The 15,390-nt window shown below is 42.5% G+C and carries 17 protein-coding genes; 7 read left to right on the forward strand and 10 right to left on the reverse strand.

Going from position 1 to position 15,390, the window contains the following annotated elements; genetic code table 11:
• The first annotated feature begins 12 nt into the window (after window positions 1-12).
• From sbcD to EKQ44_RS00050, 3 genes are all read left to right on the forward strand, one after another.
• A complete protein-coding gene (gene sbcD / locus EKQ44_RS00040; protein WP_237661488.1) occupies window positions 13-1,191 on the forward strand; it encodes an exonuclease subunit SbcD in 1,179 nt (392 codons plus the stop codon).
• Window positions 1,188-4,613 carry an SbcC/MukB-like Walker B domain-containing protein gene (locus tag EKQ44_RS00045; protein ID WP_237661489.1) on the forward strand — a complete coding sequence of 1,142 codons (3,426 nt, stop codon included), beginning with the start codon at window positions 1,188-1,190 and terminating at the stop codon, window positions 4,611-4,613. The genes sbcD and EKQ44_RS00045 overlap by 4 nt, the downstream gene beginning before the upstream one ends.
• Window positions 4,614-4,681: 68 nt before the next feature.
• The gene (locus EKQ44_RS00050) at window positions 4,682-4,993 is read left to right on the forward strand and encodes an HNH endonuclease (protein WP_237661490.1); all 312 of its coding nucleotides are present in this window, start codon (window positions 4,682-4,684) and stop codon (window positions 4,991-4,993) included.
• 35 nt (window positions 4,994-5,028) lie between these two features.
• Here EKQ44_RS00050 and EKQ44_RS00055 read toward each other — a convergent pair whose 3' ends face one another.
• The 7 genes from EKQ44_RS00055 to EKQ44_RS00085 form a co-directional block, all read right to left on the reverse strand.
• Window positions 5,029-5,247, reverse strand: coding sequence for a spore germination protein (locus EKQ44_RS00055; protein WP_237661491.1), 219 nt, complete (start codon window positions 5,245-5,247; stop codon window positions 5,029-5,031).
• A gap of 122 nt (window positions 5,248-5,369) precedes the next feature.
• Complete coding sequence (locus tag EKQ44_RS00060; RefSeq protein ID WP_237661492.1) at window positions 5,370-5,588, reverse strand: spore germination protein; 219 nt, start codon at window positions 5,586-5,588, stop codon at window positions 5,370-5,372.
• A gap of 3 nt (window positions 5,589-5,591) precedes the next feature.
• On the reverse strand, window positions 5,592-6,011 hold the full coding sequence (locus tag EKQ44_RS00065) for a spore germination protein GerPE (protein ID WP_237661493.1): 420 nt from the start codon (window positions 6,009-6,011) through the stop codon (window positions 5,592-5,594).
• Between the two features lie 3 nt (window positions 6,012-6,014).
• A complete protein-coding gene (locus EKQ44_RS00070; protein ID WP_237661494.1) occupies window positions 6,015-6,191 on the reverse strand; it encodes a spore gernimation protein GerPD in 177 nt (58 codons plus the stop codon).
• Window positions 6,192-6,210: 19 nt separating this feature from the next.
• Window positions 6,211-6,828, reverse strand: a complete 618-nt coding sequence (gerPC, locus tag EKQ44_RS00075) for a spore germination protein GerPC (RefSeq protein WP_237661495.1) — start codon at window positions 6,826-6,828, stop codon at window positions 6,211-6,213.
• Window positions 6,829-6,925: 97 nt separating this feature from the next.
• Complete coding sequence (locus EKQ44_RS00080) at window positions 6,926-7,171, reverse strand: spore germination protein GerPB (protein ID WP_237661496.1); 246 nt, start codon at window positions 7,169-7,171, stop codon at window positions 6,926-6,928.
• A 126-nt stretch (window positions 7,172-7,297) separates the two neighbouring features.
• Complete coding sequence (locus tag EKQ44_RS00085) at window positions 7,298-7,519, reverse strand: spore germination protein (protein ID WP_237661497.1); 222 nt, start codon at window positions 7,517-7,519, stop codon at window positions 7,298-7,300.
• A 170-nt stretch (window positions 7,520-7,689) separates the two neighbouring features.
• Here EKQ44_RS00085 and EKQ44_RS00090 point away from each other — a divergent pair, with 170 nt between their 5' ends.
• Window positions 7,690-8,865, forward strand: coding sequence for a DUF418 domain-containing protein (locus tag EKQ44_RS00090; RefSeq protein WP_237661498.1), 1,176 nt, complete (start codon window positions 7,690-7,692; stop codon window positions 8,863-8,865).
• Between the two features lie 20 nt (window positions 8,866-8,885).
• Here the strand turns inward: EKQ44_RS00090 and EKQ44_RS00095 are convergent, their stop codons facing one another.
• On the reverse strand, window positions 8,886-9,065 hold the full coding sequence (locus EKQ44_RS00095; RefSeq protein ID WP_237661499.1) for an aspartyl-phosphate phosphatase Spo0E family protein: 180 nt from the start codon (window positions 9,063-9,065) through the stop codon (window positions 8,886-8,888).
• 158 nt (window positions 9,066-9,223) lie between these two features.
• Between EKQ44_RS00095 and EKQ44_RS00100 the strand changes: the two genes are divergently transcribed.
• Window positions 9,224-10,129, forward strand: coding sequence for a fumarylacetoacetate hydrolase family protein (locus EKQ44_RS00100; RefSeq protein ID WP_237661500.1), 906 nt, complete (start codon window positions 9,224-9,226; stop codon window positions 10,127-10,129).
• Between the two features lie 582 nt (window positions 10,130-10,711).
• On the opposite strand, the gene EKQ44_RS00105 is transcribed toward EKQ44_RS00100, so the two are convergent.
• Window positions 10,712-11,908, reverse strand: coding sequence for an ornithine--oxo-acid transaminase (locus tag EKQ44_RS00105; protein WP_237661501.1), 1,197 nt, complete (start codon window positions 11,906-11,908; stop codon window positions 10,712-10,714).
• Window positions 11,909-12,159: 251 nt separating this feature from the next.
• On the opposite strand from EKQ44_RS00105, the gene EKQ44_RS00110 reads away from it, so the two are divergent.
• Window positions 12,160-12,498 carry a DUF1516 family protein gene (locus EKQ44_RS00110; RefSeq protein ID WP_047971132.1) on the forward strand — a complete coding sequence of 113 codons (339 nt, stop codon included), beginning with the start codon at window positions 12,160-12,162 and terminating at the stop codon, window positions 12,496-12,498.
• Window positions 12,499-12,556: 58 nt separating this feature from the next.
• Here the strand turns inward: EKQ44_RS00110 and EKQ44_RS00115 are convergent, their stop codons facing one another.
• Complete coding sequence (locus EKQ44_RS00115; RefSeq protein WP_237661502.1) at window positions 12,557-13,135, reverse strand: DUF2777 family protein; 579 nt, start codon at window positions 13,133-13,135, stop codon at window positions 12,557-12,559.
• A gap of 234 nt (window positions 13,136-13,369) precedes the next feature.
• On the opposite strand from EKQ44_RS00115, the gene asnB reads away from it, so the two are divergent.
• Window positions 13,370-15,220, forward strand: coding sequence for an asparagine synthase (glutamine-hydrolyzing) (gene asnB, locus EKQ44_RS00120; RefSeq protein WP_237661503.1), 1,851 nt, complete (start codon window positions 13,370-13,372; stop codon window positions 15,218-15,220).
• The last annotated feature ends 170 nt before the right edge of the window (window positions 15,221-15,390 follow it).

The following is a 15,390-nucleotide window of genomic DNA, read 5'->3' on the forward strand; positions in this document are numbered from 1 at the left end:
AGGAAGAGGACGATGCGAATACTTCATACTGCAGATTGGCACCTCGGTAAGACACTGGAGGGAAGAAGCAGATTGCCAGAGCAGGCTCAATTTCTAGAAGAACTTTTACAAATAGTAAAGGACGAAAAGATAGATGTCATTCTGATGGCTGGGGACGTATATGATACGGTCAATCCACCTGCTCAAGCGGAAGTGCTATTCTATGAATCACTTCAACAGCTTTCAAACAATGGGAAAAGGCCGGTAGCGGTCATTGCGGGAAACCATGATAATCCAGACCGTCTTTCGGCATCCAGCCCTCTTGCAAGCTCACAGAATATATCCTTGCTCGGTTACCCCACCATGGATGTTCAGAATATCTACATTCCTACAACAAATGAAACCCTCATGCTTGCTTCTCTGCCATATCCATCTGAATCGAGATTGAATGAGGTGCTTTCCGAAGAGTTTGATGAAAAGGTCATCCGCAATCAATATGATGAGCGGATTCGTCAGTTTTTCGGGAAAATGTGTGAAGCGTTCACGGAAAAGACGGTTAATGTTGCGATGAGCCATCTTTTTGTTGCAGGTGGGAATTCCTCCGATTCGGAACGGCCGATTGAAGTAGGCGGAGCGTTCACGGTTGCAGCGGAAAGCTTGCCCGAACAAGCGCAGTATGTAGCGCTTGGACATCTGCATCGACCTCAGACCATCAAGCGTGCGAAAACCGCTGCAAGGTATTCCGGTTCTCCTCTGGCCTATAGTTTTTCTGAGGCTGGATATACAAAAAGTGTCACTATCATAGATGCCAAGCCTGGTGCAGAGGTAGAATCGAAAGAGATACATCTATCAAGCGGGAAGCCTCTTGTAAAATGGAAAGCGACAGAAGGTGTTCAACAGGTGTTTGGATGGCTGGAGGAAAAGAAGGACCATCATGCTTGGGTGGATCTCGAAATTCATGTGACACATGCGTTATCCATGGAAGAGATTCACCGCATCCGAAAGCATCACGATGGCATCCTCCATATCCGTCCTATTTTTCCGGAAATGGTGGAGGAACGGAAGGCTGTGAAAATGGATAGTGTTCCGATCGAAGAGCTATTTGTTAAATTTTACGAAAAACAATCAGGTGGAGCACAGCCTGAGGAGGAATTGGTCCGGTTATTCCTTTCCTTGCTACAAGATGAATCGGTAAAGGAGGAAAAAGCATGAAACCAATCTCACTAGCGGTCACAGGCTTGCACAGTTTTCGTGAGAAGCAAGTGATTGACTTTGAATCGCTCTGTGAAGGAGGCGTTTTTGGTATCTTCGGACCTACTGGTAGCGGTAAATCATCCATTTTGGATGGCATGACACTCGCACTCTACGGGAAAGTGGAGCGTGCCTCCAATAATACACAGGGAATCATGAATCATGCTGAGAACCAGTTGGAGGTATCCTTCCTATTTGAATTAGAAAATGCCAATGGAAAGCAACGATTCAAGGTGGAGCGGACTTTTAAGCGTACGGATGATATCCGCGTCAAATCGGGAATATCCAGATTGACGGAAGTTAAGGACGAAGAACATATCGTCATCGCTGATAAGGCAAGTGAAGTCAATCAGGCCATCCAAGAAATCCTGGGTCTGACCATCGATGACTTTACCCGGGCGGTCGTCCTGCCCCAGGGGAAATTCGCAGAGTTTCTATCATTGAAGGGTGCTGACAGGAGACAGATGCTGCAACGCCTATTTCAGTTAGAGAAATACGGAGATCAGCTTTCGCGAAAAATTAAGGAAGAATTACAGGAAAAAACCAGGCTGCTCGGTCAGATCCATGCTGAGCAGCTGGGTTTGGGCGAGGCAACGGATGAAGCGGTGAAAGAAGCGGAAAAGGCGTTTAAAGAAGTGGAAGCTCTCGTGGATGCTGCAGAAAAAGCTCTTCAGGAACTGGAAAATGTTTTCGAAAGTAAAAAGAAGCAATGGGAATGGCAGACGGAAAGGGAAGTGGTGGAACAGAAGCTGCAAACTTTCTTAGCTTCTGAAGCTTCCATTAAGGAAATGGAAGTATCCTATACTTTGGCGGAGCAAGCGGAGAACTTAAAGCCATTATTGAATGATTTAAAAGAAGTGGAGAAATCTTTCGTTCAATGGAGGCAAAAAAGCATACAAGACCAAGCTGCCCATGCATCTGCGAAAGAAAAAATGGATAAATCAATGATTAGTTATCAAGAAGCAAGGCAGAAGAAAGAGACGGAATTACCAGTGTTACTGACCAAGAAAGAAAAGTTGGACCGTGCACTGAGGCTAGAAGAAGGCTTAGCTACCCATAAGCCGAAGATAGTAGACCTACAACAGTCTATAGCGTCAAAAAAAGAAAAGCTTACTAGTATAGAAGCCCTGGAAGAAAAAGAGAAAGACATCTATATCAAGGCAGTTAAAAAGCAGAAGGCATTAAAGGATGAGCTTGCGTCACATGCTGATTCACCTGTCCGTCTACAATTGCTGCAGAAGGCCTTTGAGGGCAAACAGGAAATTTTGCACTTGGAGAAAAAAGTGTTTGAAAATGGTGCAGAGGTTCAAACCCTCCAAAACAAAATTCTAGCATTTCAAGCAGAGAATCAAAAAGCAGAGGTAAACCTGCAGAAGGGAAAAGAAACACTACTGGAACTCTTTCAACGTACAGAGAAGCATTACGACCAAGCATCAGAAATGACACAATATCTAGATTGGTTGGAGCGACAAACAGAACAATTCTTGAAGGAAGAACAACAGTTTGCAGAAGATGCCAAAATTCATCAACTAGCAATGGAACTGGCAAAATCACTCGAAGAAGGGCAAGCATGTCCAGTTTGTGGATCCACTGATCATCCTGGTGTAGCTTCTCAGGAAGCACATCGAGAGGTAGCGAGCAGTAAAGAGGAAAGTGAAGTGGGGAAACTTCCATCTGCGTTATCTCTGCAAAAGCAGGAGAATTTAAAAATCAAGCTCAGACTGGAGCAATTGGCTTCTGAGCTTCATCGAGACCTTGATGGAGAAACAGAACTTCCTAGCCCAAAGGAATCCTTAGAAAAAGTAGATAAGTGGAAGAAGGAAATGGACGAGTCGTCAGATGCAGCGGGACTGCTTGTTGATAAATACCACAGAATCTTAACCGAGCAAAAGTCATTGATCCAAGACCTTATCCATCTGCAGGAAAAGAAAGAGCAAGCGGACCACTTCCTTAAAACCTGGTCGGGAACATTTCAGGAAACTGCCAAGCTTTCTTCTAGCTATATAGAGCAACGGGAAGAGTGGAATAAGCGCGAAAAAAGCTCAAGGCAAGACCTTGAAAGTAAAAAGAAGCAGTGGCGCGAAGCTTTCGAGAAGGAGAGTTTTGAAGAGATTGATGGGAATTATCAGGCTGCACAAGAGACGGAAAAGCGCAGAGTGGAGCTGCAGGAAAGAATCAATAAAAGTGTGGATTTTATCGAAACAAAAGAGAAACAATTAAAAGAAGTACAAGAAAAGAAAATGGAAATGGAAAAATCCATATATCAAGAAAAATTAAACCTGGAGCAACTAATTTCCCGTATGAAAGAAACCCAAGAAGAAATAAAATCCATTGCGGGGGAACATGATATTCAAGATGAGCTGAAACGGGTGGAGCTTAAATTGGCCAGTTTAAATGAGAGGGAAAGGGAAGGTTACCAAACATGGACTTCAGCACAGCAGGATGCACAAGAAAGGGAGAAATCTGCTTTGCAAAGTGAACAGATGGTACGTGAGACCAAGTCCCGGCTCGAGAAAATCCAGGAAAAATGGAAACTTCATTTGGAAAAATCCATTTTTACATCTATGGATGCAGTGGAGGATGCAGTTGCCCAAATAGATCATAAGGATCATTGGAAGAAACAAATAGAACAATATTGGGAAGAAAGAAAAGCTGTTGAAAAGGACCTTTCCAGATTGAATGCACTTATAGGGACAGAGAAGCTGGAAGAAGCACAATGGCAAGAATTGCAGGAACAGCTGCAATATTCGCGAAAAAAATTACGGGAAGAAATAGAAAGAAAAAGTGCAGTTCAACATAATCTTACTTCCATAAAAGAACGCAATGAACGTTACCGTTCCCTCGAGGTAAAGAAAGAAAAGTTGACAGAGGAAACACAGGCTTACCAAAAACTGCAAGTTGTCTTTAAAGGGAACAGTTTTGTAGAATACCTGGCGGAAGAACAACTGCTACAAATAAGCAGGGATGCATCGGAAAGATTGGGCCAACTTACCCGACAGAGATATGCATTGGAGATGGACTCACAAGGAGGATTTATTATCCGTGATGATGCAAATGGCGGGGTGAGAAGACCGGTTTCCACGCTATCGGGTGGGGAAACATTCCTGACCTCCCTAGCCCTTGCGTTGTCCTTGTCAGCACAAATTCAGTTGCGTGGGGAGTATCCGTTACAATTTTTCTTCCTTGATGAAGGATTTGGAACGTTGGACTCTGAATTGCTGGATGCAGTGGTAACCGCACTAGAGAAACTACAGTCCAACCACCTTGCCGTGGGAGTGATTTCTCATGTCCAAGAGCTAAGGGCACGCCTGCCGAGACGATTGGTGGTTACACCTGCACAGTCTTCTGGCACAGGCTCTGTGGTAACCTTGGAGAACCTATGATGGAATGTGTGTGTAAGAAGGTGAGGATGCAAGGCTGGTGATCCTGATTGTAGGAGGTGTGAGGTGAAATGGCAAAAAAGAAAAAGCGGGAGATTGGAACTTGTGAGCTTTGTGAGAGGGAAGGGGTGGAAATAACGCTTCATCATCTTACCCCGAAGGAAATGGGGGGAACCTTTCTACCAACGGCAAATCTTTGTATTCCATGTCATAAGCAGATACATGCTCTTTATACGAATGAAGAACTTGCCATTCGTCTGAACACAGTTCTCCTTTTAAAGGATGACCCGAAGATTTCCTCCTTCATCAAGTGGATCAAAAAACAGCCGTCCACCAAAATACCACTGACCCGCAAATCAAACGAACGAAAGAAAAGACGCTAAACTCAAAAGCCGTGCCACTTACGTGGGCACGGCTTTTATTTATTCGCCACAATATCCTGATCATTGATATCAGGGTCGATAGTGTTGGTGGCGCTGAGACCGTTGTTGGTGATGACGAAGTTTCCGGTGTTAAGTGCACCGGATCCTGCTGAAGTTTTGGAGGCGGATTTGGGAGAAATATAAAAAGAATCTCCGAAGTTGATGACTCCTCCGCCTACGCTGTTGATGGCAACCGGACCTACGATAGCTGGCATGCAGAACATCCTTTTGTTGTCGGCCGTTTCTGTTATCGCAGTTTTGGACCGCGACATTACGAACCGTCTTGTTTTTGATACTTACACTATATGAAAACTCGCCTAAAAGGTGAAGGTGATGTTTATTTATTCCCGCTGACGCTCTGATCTGTCATGTCAGGATCAATCGTATTGGTAGCATTAAGTCCGCTATTTGTATTAATGATATTTCCCGTGTTGGACCCACCGGAACCTTCGCTGGTCTTTCCGGTTCCTTTCGGGCTAATATAAAAGGTGTCCCCGAAATTAATGATCCCCCCACCGATATTTGTCACTTTTACGGGGCCAATAATGGAAGGCATACGCTACACCTCCTCTTCCCTTTTTGTACTTGTTATGGGAATTCCCATCGCTTGATGCGCTTCTGGATCTAAAAGTTGCCTTATATGTTTGATTCTTACTTCTGCACAAATTGTTTGGGAGGATCCGACCTGCAGGACAGAGGAAGAGGATACCCCTTTTACCGTGATATGATTAACGCAAATGTTCGGGTTTGGATTTAAAACAGACATGTTCACGTTCTCCGTTAACCTCGGCATTGGATATTGCAAGCTGAAAATGGGGAAATCAGAAAAATTACCTTCATTTCCATAAAATTTTGGGAACTCCCGTTTGACCGCAAGTGCTCGAGATTTTGCGTCAATATAACATGAATCACCAATGTGAAAATAAGAGCTGAAGGACAAAGAATGCAAATTGATATCATTTACTCTGGATATTCTCATGGCCTATTCCGTAGTAAGAGGAACAAAAGGTCCTATGATCAATGATTCCGCAGGTGTATCAAAATAGGAAGAAAGACAGATATTCTGCGTATCGCCAACTAGGAAAATGGAGGAAGAAGAAACCCCTAGAATATTGATATTATCCACTTGCAGATTATGATTGGTTACTTGGAAATTCATTCATTAACACCACACATATTTATTTTTGGTGAGGCAAGCTTTGTATAAAAGTTGCAAAAGCTTTATCCATATCGCCTTGTAGCTGCTGGATGGTAATCTCTTTTATTTTTTCATCATTATAACCCTTTTGCACAGCTTCTGCCGTGATGGTATTCAACTTGTGATTGACACGAGAAGAGAGCTGTTTATTTACATCTTGGATCATAAAATCATAATAATGATCCTCTAAGGACCTGCCTTGCTGCTTTGCAATTTGTTTGATCTTCGCTTCTCCGTTTTTCTCCAAATACTCCCGTAAATCTGCTTCTATTCCTTTTGCAAGATTTTGGTTTCTTTGTGGAACCGGGACTTCCAGGTTGTTTTTGGTAACGATAAAGTCTTCGATCTCCCCTGATGAGCCTGGTGTCAGGCCAATATTCAATGTACCCTCGAGTGTTTCCACTTTAAGCTGATCAAATTTATACTCAATTCTTTCTATGTTCATACTAGGTTTTTCTTTTAATTGGATGATCTCCTTTTGCATAAGCTTTACAAGCTCCTCAAGGGTGGAGATCTGCTTTGTCTGGTTTTCTACAACTTGTTGAAGCTGTTGTACCTGTTGTTGTGATTGATAAAGGTACTGATAGTTATTGTACATTCGACCCACCTCTTTCATTGGTTTGCTAAGTTCTTGAGAATCATCTCCAATACTTTATGCAATCACTTGAAAATGGGTGAATGCCCAGAAGAAAAAATCAATCTGAACCTGTTAAGGGGACAAAGGGGCCTAAAGTGCCTGTGCTTGAGCCAACCTGCTGTCCTTGGGCTACCTCTGCGCTACTTACCGGGGCGGGTTCCTCAAATCCTCCTGTGTTATAAAGGTTGGATAGGGATTTAATGACCCCGGCACTACCTATCTGGAAAACAGAAGAGTTTGTTATTCCACCAATTTTCAAATGATGGATCACAATGTTTTGATTGATGAAAAAATTTGAAGACATCTCGGCCCCTCCGCTTTTCATATTTTCTGACTCCGGGTTCTTGGAGCTATTCTGTTTACATATAGCTCTTTTCTCAAAGATTGTTGCGATTTACGAGTAAAAGCAACAAAGTTTACGAAAAGAGCCTCACATATTCAATGCAACTGGTTGGTCATTGACGTCTTGGTCATAGGTGTTTGTCTGACTGTTAGTGTTGCTTATGCTAATTGAATCTCCTGTGTTGAAGCTTCCGGCTCCTGCAAATGTTTTAGCTGAACTGACCGGAGACATCTGGAAAACGTCCCCGATATGAAATATCCCGGAGTTACCGATGCTGTTAACACTTACAGCTCCGACGATTGCTGGCATAAACGTTAACTCCTTTTCTGTGCGCTTATTGATATATCCTATGACATTAGCCCGGTATGGTGAGTGTATAATTGTAATCGGCTATCACGTGAATTTGATGATAGGAATATTAAGGAAAAAAAGCTATAATGTTCTGTATGAGATAAAAGAGGCAAGAGGGAGGAATCTGGATGCAAGCGGCACCGATACAAGAAAAAGAGAGAATTGTAGCATTGGATATTATTAGGGGGATCGCGATATTAGGTATTTTCCTAGTGAATATGCCTTCGTTCTTTTCACCAATGCTGTATGTGAACATGAAAACATATTGGTCGGAAACCAGGGACATAGTTGTTATGAATGGCGTGGATATTCTTGCTCAGGCAAGCTTTTACACACTATTTTCGTTTTTGTTTGGATATGGATTTATTATTTTTGCAAAAAGGGTTGCTGAGAAAAATCTATCTGTACCAAAGTATTTTTCTAGGAGACTCATCGTATTGCTGGTGATAGGAGTGATCCATGCATTCTTCATTTGGCATGGGGATATTCTTATTACATATGCTTTATGCGGATTTATATTATTAGTGATGAGGAATATGTCATCAAAAGCAATGGTGTGGACGGGGCTTTTGCTTGTTGTGATACCGACAATCCTGTTCTCGTTATTGATGCTTGTTGTGACCATGACCATGGGGGACGCAGATATCTATTCCACATTAAAAGGGAATGCTGCACAGTCTTTGGAGGTATATGCGAATGGTACATTTATGGAGATAACCAAACAGCGTATTTCCGATTGGTCTTTTGTTAATATAGCTAACTTCTTTTTCATCGTGCTTTCCGTGTTGCCAATGTTTCTATTCGGGGCAGCAGCAGCTAAATCGAACTGGCTAGAAAAAGTGGAAGAGCATCTAGCTGGAATGAAAAAGCTATGGCTGGTAACTCTATTTCTGGCGTTGATCTTTAAACTGCTTCCATATTATACGCAACAAAACTATGCTACCGAATATTTGCAAGACGGCATCGGTGGTCCCGCTAGTGCAGTGTTCTATTTTCTTACGGTTGTATTGGTTACCAGAACAAGCTTAGGGTTGAAGCTATTATCTCCATTCCAATACGTGGGGAAGATGAGCTTGACCAATTACTTGTTCCAATCTGTTGTATGTTCTTTGATTTTTTACAGTTATGGATTAGGGTTATATGGTTCATTCACCCCGTTTCAAGGACTATGGCTTGTACTAGGAATATATGTATTCCAAATTATTATCAGTAGAATTTGGGTGTCCAATTTCTATTATGGACCGATGGAATGGCTTTGGAGAGCTGGAACATACGGCAACAGACCGAAATTTAAAAAGATGTGAGCATATGCCTCACATCTTAGTCATTGTGCAAAGGAATATTTATTTTGATTTTTCCTTAAACGGAGTTGCTGTTGCGAGTGTTTATTCAGCAGTACATCTAGTTCCTGACTGCATCTGACAGTTTGTGACGCAGTAAATCCGTATTCTTTTGCGCAATGAATCATTTGCTGTCTTTTTAGTTCGATTTTTAATGCCAACATTTTCTTCTACTCCATTACAATAAGATTAAGTAACGCAAGCGGTTGTCCTTATTATGGCACGGTCTTTACAATAAAAAAAGCACTTCGATAAAACAAGTCATAATATAACAAATTACTACAATAAACCAAGTGTGACGAGAGAGGAGCAACGATGTAACATGCATTTTGTAACTATGAAAATACAAGGTGAGGAAAGAATCGGATTAACCGACGAGGCTCAAAACTATGTACTTGACCTACATAAAGCACAGAAAGAATTGGGTAATGGAACAGTATTGCCATCCACCCTATTGGAAGGAATAGAACAGGGAGAGTCCTTCATTGAAAGTATGGCCAAGTTAAGGGATCACGTCTTCATGCAAAGGGACTCTGAGTCTTATTTTTACCCGATGGGGGAAATTCATCTCCTTGCACCTATCCCAAGGCCGCGGAAAAACATTTTCTGTGTCGGAAAAAACTATCGTGACCATGTTCTTGAGATGGGAAGTGAAGGAGATATCCCGGAGCATATCATGATTTTCACAAAGTCTCCTACTTCTGTAATAGGTCCAGGTGCTTCCATTGAAAGCCATGAAAATCTTACAGACCAATTGGACTATGAAGGGGAACTAGCTATAGTCATCGGTAAGTCAGGCAAGGGCATCTCCATTGAAGATGCTATGGATCACGTATTTGGTTACACCATCGTCAATGATATTACTGCGAGGGATATGCAGAAAAGGCATAAACAGTTCTTTTTAGGGAAAAGTCTGGATGGGTCTTGTCCTATGGGACCGACAATTGTCCATAAATCATTCATGGAAGATCCACAAAGCTTGATAGTGGAAACAAAAGTGAATGGGGAGGTCCGCCAGCGTGAATCTACCGGGCTGATGATATTTTCTATACCTGAGATCATTGCCACCATTTCAAAGGGGATGACCTTGGAGCCTGGGGATATCATAGCAACCGGAACCCCTGCTGGAGTTGGAAAAGGCTTTGAGCCTCCTCGCTTTTTGAAAAAGGGAGATGTGGTAGAGGTAAGTGTGGAAAAAATCGGAACATTGAAGAACGTGGTGGTTTGAGCAGCGTAATATATAAAAATCAACTTTTCAAGATGATTATTTAAAAACAAGGCTCTGTTAAAGCATACTGTTGATTTTAGTAGCAACTTAGCTGTTGATTGGAGCAATAGGCGAAGACTCCTCGAAAATATTACGCATTTTCTTCGTGCGATGTATCGCTGTCGAAGCCTTCCTTGTCCTGAGGGAGATAGCGTTTTAGGGGAGACCCCGCAGGCGCAAGCGAGGCCACTAAAAAACCCAATAACCTTATCGTTCAAATGATTTCTAGCTGTTAATTGGAGCAATAGGCGCAGACTCCTGCGGGGGGATAGCGACAATCTTGAGACCCCGCAGGGCGCAGCTCGAGGAGGCTCAAGGTCGCCCCGCGGAAAGCGAAGCCGTTTGCGGAGATTTACAGCAGTGTTAACCAGATTATTAACATTCATTACTTTTTCAGTGGCCTTGGCGCAAGCCGAGGAGGCTCCCCAAACGCCCCTAGGAAAGCGAAGCCTAGTGCGCAAATCAACAGCGGAGTTTTAACAGAGCCAAATACAAAAAGCTGTCCAAAAGGTCTCTCTAAACCCTTCGGACAGCTTTTGTAATTTATACAGATAATACTTGCTTCACTTTACCGATTGCCCAATCCAGATCTTTCTTGGAAATCACTAAAGGCGGCGCAAAACGAATCACCGTTTCGTGCGTTTCTTTGCACAATAAACCTTCTTCTTTTAACTTTTCACAATAAGGGCGAGCTGCCTCTGTCAGTTCCACACCGATAAAGAGACCGCGACCGCGCACTTCTTTAATTATAGGATTATTGATGGTACGTAACTCTTCCATCATATAGTTACCAAGTTCAAAGGAACGCTCAACCAACTCTTCTTCCTCTAAGACTTCCAGTGCCGCCATCGAAACAGCACAAGCCAATGGGTTTCCTCCGAACGTGGAGCCGTGGGATCCTGGGTTGAAAACGCCAAGGATGTCTTTGTTCGCTGCTACGCAGGAAATCGGGAATACCCCTCCGCCAAGCGCTTTTCCCAATATGTACATATCAGGCTCTACATTTTCCCAGTCACAAGCGAAAAGTTTGCCAGAACGTCCAAGGCCAGCCTGGATTTCATCAGCCACATACAATACATTGTTGGCTTTACAAACTTCATATGCTTCAGAAAGGAATCCTTCAGCAGGGATATTAATGCCGGCTTCCCCTTGGATTGGTTCAAAAATGAAAGCAGCAGTGTTAGGTGTGATGGCACCTTTAAGTGCTTCAATGCTACCGTAAGGAATTACTTTGATCCCAGGAAGCATTGGACCGAAGCCTTGCTGATACTCTTCGCTTGAAGACATGGATACAGCTGTCATCGTACGGCCGTGGAAATTGTCTTCACAAACGATGATCTCTGCTTGGTTGACAGGTACACCTTTTACGTCATAAGCCCAGCGTCGAACAGCCTTTACTGCTGTTTCCACAGCTTCTGCACCGGTGTTCATTGGCAGCACCATGTTTTTCTTCGTTAAAGTAGCCATTTTTTCATACCATGGGCCGAGCTGATCATTGTGGAATGCGCGGGACGTCAGCGTGATTTTATCTGCCTGGTCCTTTAAGGCTTGTATGATTTTTGGGTGGCGATGCCCCTGGTTTACTGCAGAATAGGCACTTAACATATCCATGTATTTGTTGCCTTCCGGATCCTCCACCCATACACCTTCCGCTTTAGAGATAACAATTGGAAGCGGGTGATAGTTATTGGCACCGAATTTTTCTGTGATGCTGATGATGTCATGCGTTTTTGTTGTCATATATGAAATACCTCCATCTAATCAATGTAATGGCTTTCAAAGGTATTATATCATTGTTAATGGCTATTTTCGAAAAAATTGTTGTTTTTACGAATATTCATACTGGCCGTTATAGTTTATGCGGTCGTGCTCTTTTCCCTGCAATACTGAAAATAATTCAAACTCTTATATTAAGGTAATTTATTTAGTTTTTTTCCTTCTCTATGGTATGATACAAGTAGTTTTGAGTTGAAAGAAGGAGGTTAGTAAAAATGACGCACGCGCATATTTCCACATGGGCAATCGCACTTATTCTGTTTGTTGTTGTGCTTGTTTTGACAAAGGTAGGAAAAGAAAAAGGTGCTAAAATCACATCGATGGTATTGAGATTGTTCTACATATTGATTGTTGTAACAGGCTTGCAGCTTGGCTGGGGCTGGATTACAAACGGCCAATATGTATTGAAAATGGTACTTGGTATCGTGGTAATCGGTTTGATGGAGATGATCTCTGTCCGTACAAGAAAAGGAAAATCTACTGTTGTGGTATGGGTTCTATTCGTATTGACTTTAGCGTATATCATCCATTTGGGCTTTAGTTTACCGATGTAATATCTTGAAACATCAAAACGTGATTCTTATTTAGCGAATCACGTTTTTTTGTGTGAAGCTATTCAGCTTTTCTGCGTTCCATATTCGTGAACATATACCGTTTTCCTGTTTGGAGCGTGTATTCAAAGCGATCTGTCATCGACTTACCCCGTGTAAAATGGTGCTGAACGGAGCAAATAAATGTTTCATTATCGTAGACCAAGAAATTCACTCCCGATGGTTCTTTCACTTGGTCCATAAACTGCATGGTATTATGGCAGTAAATACAGTCATACAGTGAAATGTTGGACTTATTTAAAAGTGTGGTGAACTTCGTGAACGCATCTTCCGAAAGTTCCTCTAACAGTTCCATATATGGTTGAGGGAGTTTTTTACGTACACGAACTGCATCCCCGTTATTCAATTCATATAGATGCTTCGTATGTAAAATAACTTGCCCAGTTTCCAGAAGAACACCAGGTACCCACTCATTGGAAAGAAGGATCTCAATGCCCTCTTCAGAAATTTCCTCTAGCAAAAATGCTTCATCATCCTCAGCCTCAAAGAAGATCCATTGATCATTTATACTTTCAATTGTCCCACAAGTAAAGGAGCGTTTTTGCTCGTAGATGATGCTTTTTCGTTTTTGAAGATTCACAGTCATTTCCTCCAGTAGCTTGAAGTTAGGTTTTCTGCCATTCTTCCCTACTTTGCCTGCCTTTAAACGAGAAGATGAAAGATACGAAATGGAATTAAATCTGCTCATTCCACTGGAAGGAAGACTAACAAGGAATCGTTACGTAAACTCTTTCTCAAGTTCATGGTATAAGCACTCCCGGCATAGTATAGAACAGCCGTAGTTTGCTTAAAGCAAAGGAGTGGATGGGACAATATGTGTGGTATTACAGGATGGATTGATCTCAAAAAGGATATTAAAGATCAGAAGGATATAGTGAAGAAAATGGCGGAAACATTATCATTTCGTGGGCCTGATGATACGAATGTCTGGATGGACCGTCATGTGGGATTTGGACATAAGCGACTTGCTGTTGTCGACTTGGAAGGCGGCAAACAGCCGATGACAAGAACGAAAGCAGATAAAAATTATACGATTTGTTACAATGGAGAACTTTATAATACAGAAGACATTAGAAAGGAGCTTCTCAAGAGAGGGTATTCTTTCCGGGGGCATTCTGATACTGAGGTGCTGCTGACCGCCTATATGGAATGGAAGGAAGAATGTGTCCACCACTTAAATGGAATTTTTGCGTTTGCAATCTGGGATGAAGAAAAAGATCAATTGTTCATCGCAAGGGACCGGCTTGGGGTAAAGCCGTTTTTTTACCATGAATCACAAGGAAAATTCATTTTTGGATCGGAATTAAAAGCGGTGCTCGCCCATCCGGATGTATCAAGCAAAGTCGGATATGATGGATTGGCAGAAATCTTTGGTCTTGGTCCATCCCGTTCCCCTGGTCATGGATTATTCCATGATATAAAGGAACTCCGTCCAGCTCACCTTCTAGTATTATCGAAAAGTGGCGGGTTAAAAATAAAGCGCTATTGGAATGTGGAAAGCAAGCCTCATACCGATACGCTCGACGAAACAGTGGAAAAGGTCCGCTACTTATTTACCGATGCTGTGACAAGGCAATTGGTATCGGATGTACCGGTATGTACGTTCCTTTCCGGTGGACTTGATTCAAGTGCGATAACGGCAATTGCTGCCAATGCTTTCAAGAGAGAAGGAAAACCGCCATTAAATACGTATTCCATTGATTATGAGGAAAATGATAAATACTTCAAAGCGAATGAGTTCCAGCCGAACTCCGATGAGAAATGGATTAGAAGAATGACAGAAACCTTTGGTACGGTACATCACCGTTCCGTCATATCACAGACAAATCTCGCAGCCTATTTAAAAGAAGCGGTACTGGTGCGGGACCAACCGGGAATGGCGGACATTGATTCCTCCCTTTTGTGGTTCTGCCGGGAAATCAAACAAAACTATGTAGTCAGCCTTTCAGGGGAATGTGCCGATGAGATTTTTGGGGGATATCCGTGGTTTCATAGGCCAGAGGACTTGGCTTCAAGCAATTTCCCTTGGATGCGTTCCACACAGGCAAGGATGGACCTGCTCCGTCCGGAATGGAGTAGAAAACTGAAGCTGGATGAATATATTACATCCAAATTTGAAGAAACGGTGAGGGAGACGCCAAGATTGGAAGGGGAAAGCCTGTTGGAAGCACGCAGGCGGGAACTTTTCTATTTGAATATGATATGGTTCATGACAACTCTTCTAGATCGTAAGGATAGGATGAGTATGGGAGCAAGCCTTGAGGTCCGAGTTCCATTTGCGGACCATCGTTTAGTAGAATACGTTTGGAACATCCCTTGGGAAATGAAAATGCATGGCAATAGGGAGAAGGGGATTCTGCGGAAGGCATTGGAAGGAATATTGCCGGAGGAAGTTCTCTATCGCAAGAAGAGTCCATATCCCAAGACCCACCATCCTGTTTATACGAAACTGGTCAGAAATTGGCTGGAGGAGATTCTACAAGATCATACTAGTCCGCTTCTTGAATTTTTCGATAAAAAGAAGCTACAAGACATCGTTTCCTCGGAAGGAAAAGCCTTTCAGGTACCTTGGTTTGGTCAACTGATGACAGGTCCTCAGCTTTTGGCTCACCTTGCACAAATTCATGTATGGTTTACTCATTACGGAGTAACAATAAAGGAATAAATTGCTAAAAAGGGTCAAGTGTGTTTTTATGGAAGTAGTACGCGCTTTATTGTATTAGAGAGATGAAAACTCCTAAACTCCTTAGTAAGGAGTTTTTATTTCATCAAAAGGTTGGACAAGCTCTTTTTAGGGATCCTATCATGCGAGAAAAGTTTCTTTCTACACAAGAG

It is taken from the genome of Sutcliffiella horikoshii, from assembly GCF_021991925.1.
GTDB classification, from domain to species: domain Bacteria; phylum Bacillota; class Bacilli; order Bacillales; family Bacillaceae_I; genus Sutcliffiella_A; species Sutcliffiella_A horikoshii_F.

Excerpts from the sequence above, each read along its gene's own strand:
- sbcD (WP_237661488.1), top strand. The coding sequence starts at position 13 with ATGCGAATACTTCATACTGCAGATTGGCACCTCGGTAAGACACTGGAG.
- EKQ44_RS00110 (WP_047971132.1), top strand. The coding sequence starts at position 12,160 with ATGACGCACGCGCATATTTCCACATGGGCAATCGCACTTATTCTGTTT.
- asnB (WP_237661503.1), top strand. The coding sequence starts at position 13,370 with ATGTGTGGTATTACAGGATGGATTGATCTCAAAAAGGATATTAAAGAT.
- EKQ44_RS00055 (WP_237661491.1), bottom strand. The coding sequence starts at position 5,247 with ATGCCAGCTATCGTAGGTCCGGTTGCCATCAACAGCGTAGGCGGAGGA.
- EKQ44_RS00105 (WP_237661501.1), bottom strand. The coding sequence starts at position 11,908 with ATGACAACAAAAACGCATGACATCATCAGCATCACAGAAAAATTCGGT.
- EKQ44_RS00050 (WP_237661490.1), top strand. The coding sequence starts at position 4,682 with ATGGCAAAAAAGAAAAAGCGGGAGATTGGAACTTGTGAGCTTTGTGAG.
- EKQ44_RS00085 (WP_237661497.1), bottom strand. The coding sequence starts at position 7,519 with ATGCCAGCAATCGTCGGAGCTGTAAGTGTTAACAGCATCGGTAACTCC.
- EKQ44_RS00100 (WP_237661500.1), top strand. The coding sequence starts at position 9,224 with ATGCATTTTGTAACTATGAAAATACAAGGTGAGGAAAGAATCGGATTA.
- EKQ44_RS00065 (WP_237661493.1), bottom strand. The coding sequence starts at position 6,011 with ATGAGAATATCCAGAGTAAATGATATCAATTTGCATTCTTTGTCCTTC.
- EKQ44_RS00080 (WP_237661496.1), bottom strand. The coding sequence starts at position 7,171 with ATGTCTTCAAATTTTTTCATCAATCAAAACATTGTGATCCATCATTTG.
- EKQ44_RS00070 (WP_237661494.1), bottom strand. The coding sequence starts at position 6,191 with ATGAATTTCCAAGTAACCAATCATAATCTGCAAGTGGATAATATCAAT.
- EKQ44_RS00045 (WP_237661489.1), top strand. The coding sequence starts at position 1,188 with ATGAAACCAATCTCACTAGCGGTCACAGGCTTGCACAGTTTTCGTGAG.
- EKQ44_RS00060 (WP_237661492.1), bottom strand. The coding sequence starts at position 5,588 with ATGCCTTCCATTATTGGCCCCGTAAAAGTGACAAATATCGGTGGGGGG.
- EKQ44_RS00095 (WP_237661499.1), bottom strand. The coding sequence starts at position 9,065 with ATGTTGGCATTAAAAATCGAACTAAAAAGACAGCAAATGATTCATTGC.
- gerPC (WP_237661495.1), bottom strand. The coding sequence starts at position 6,828 with ATGTACAATAACTATCAGTACCTTTATCAATCACAACAACAGGTACAA.
- EKQ44_RS00090 (WP_237661498.1), top strand. The coding sequence starts at position 7,690 with ATGCAAGCGGCACCGATACAAGAAAAAGAGAGAATTGTAGCATTGGAT.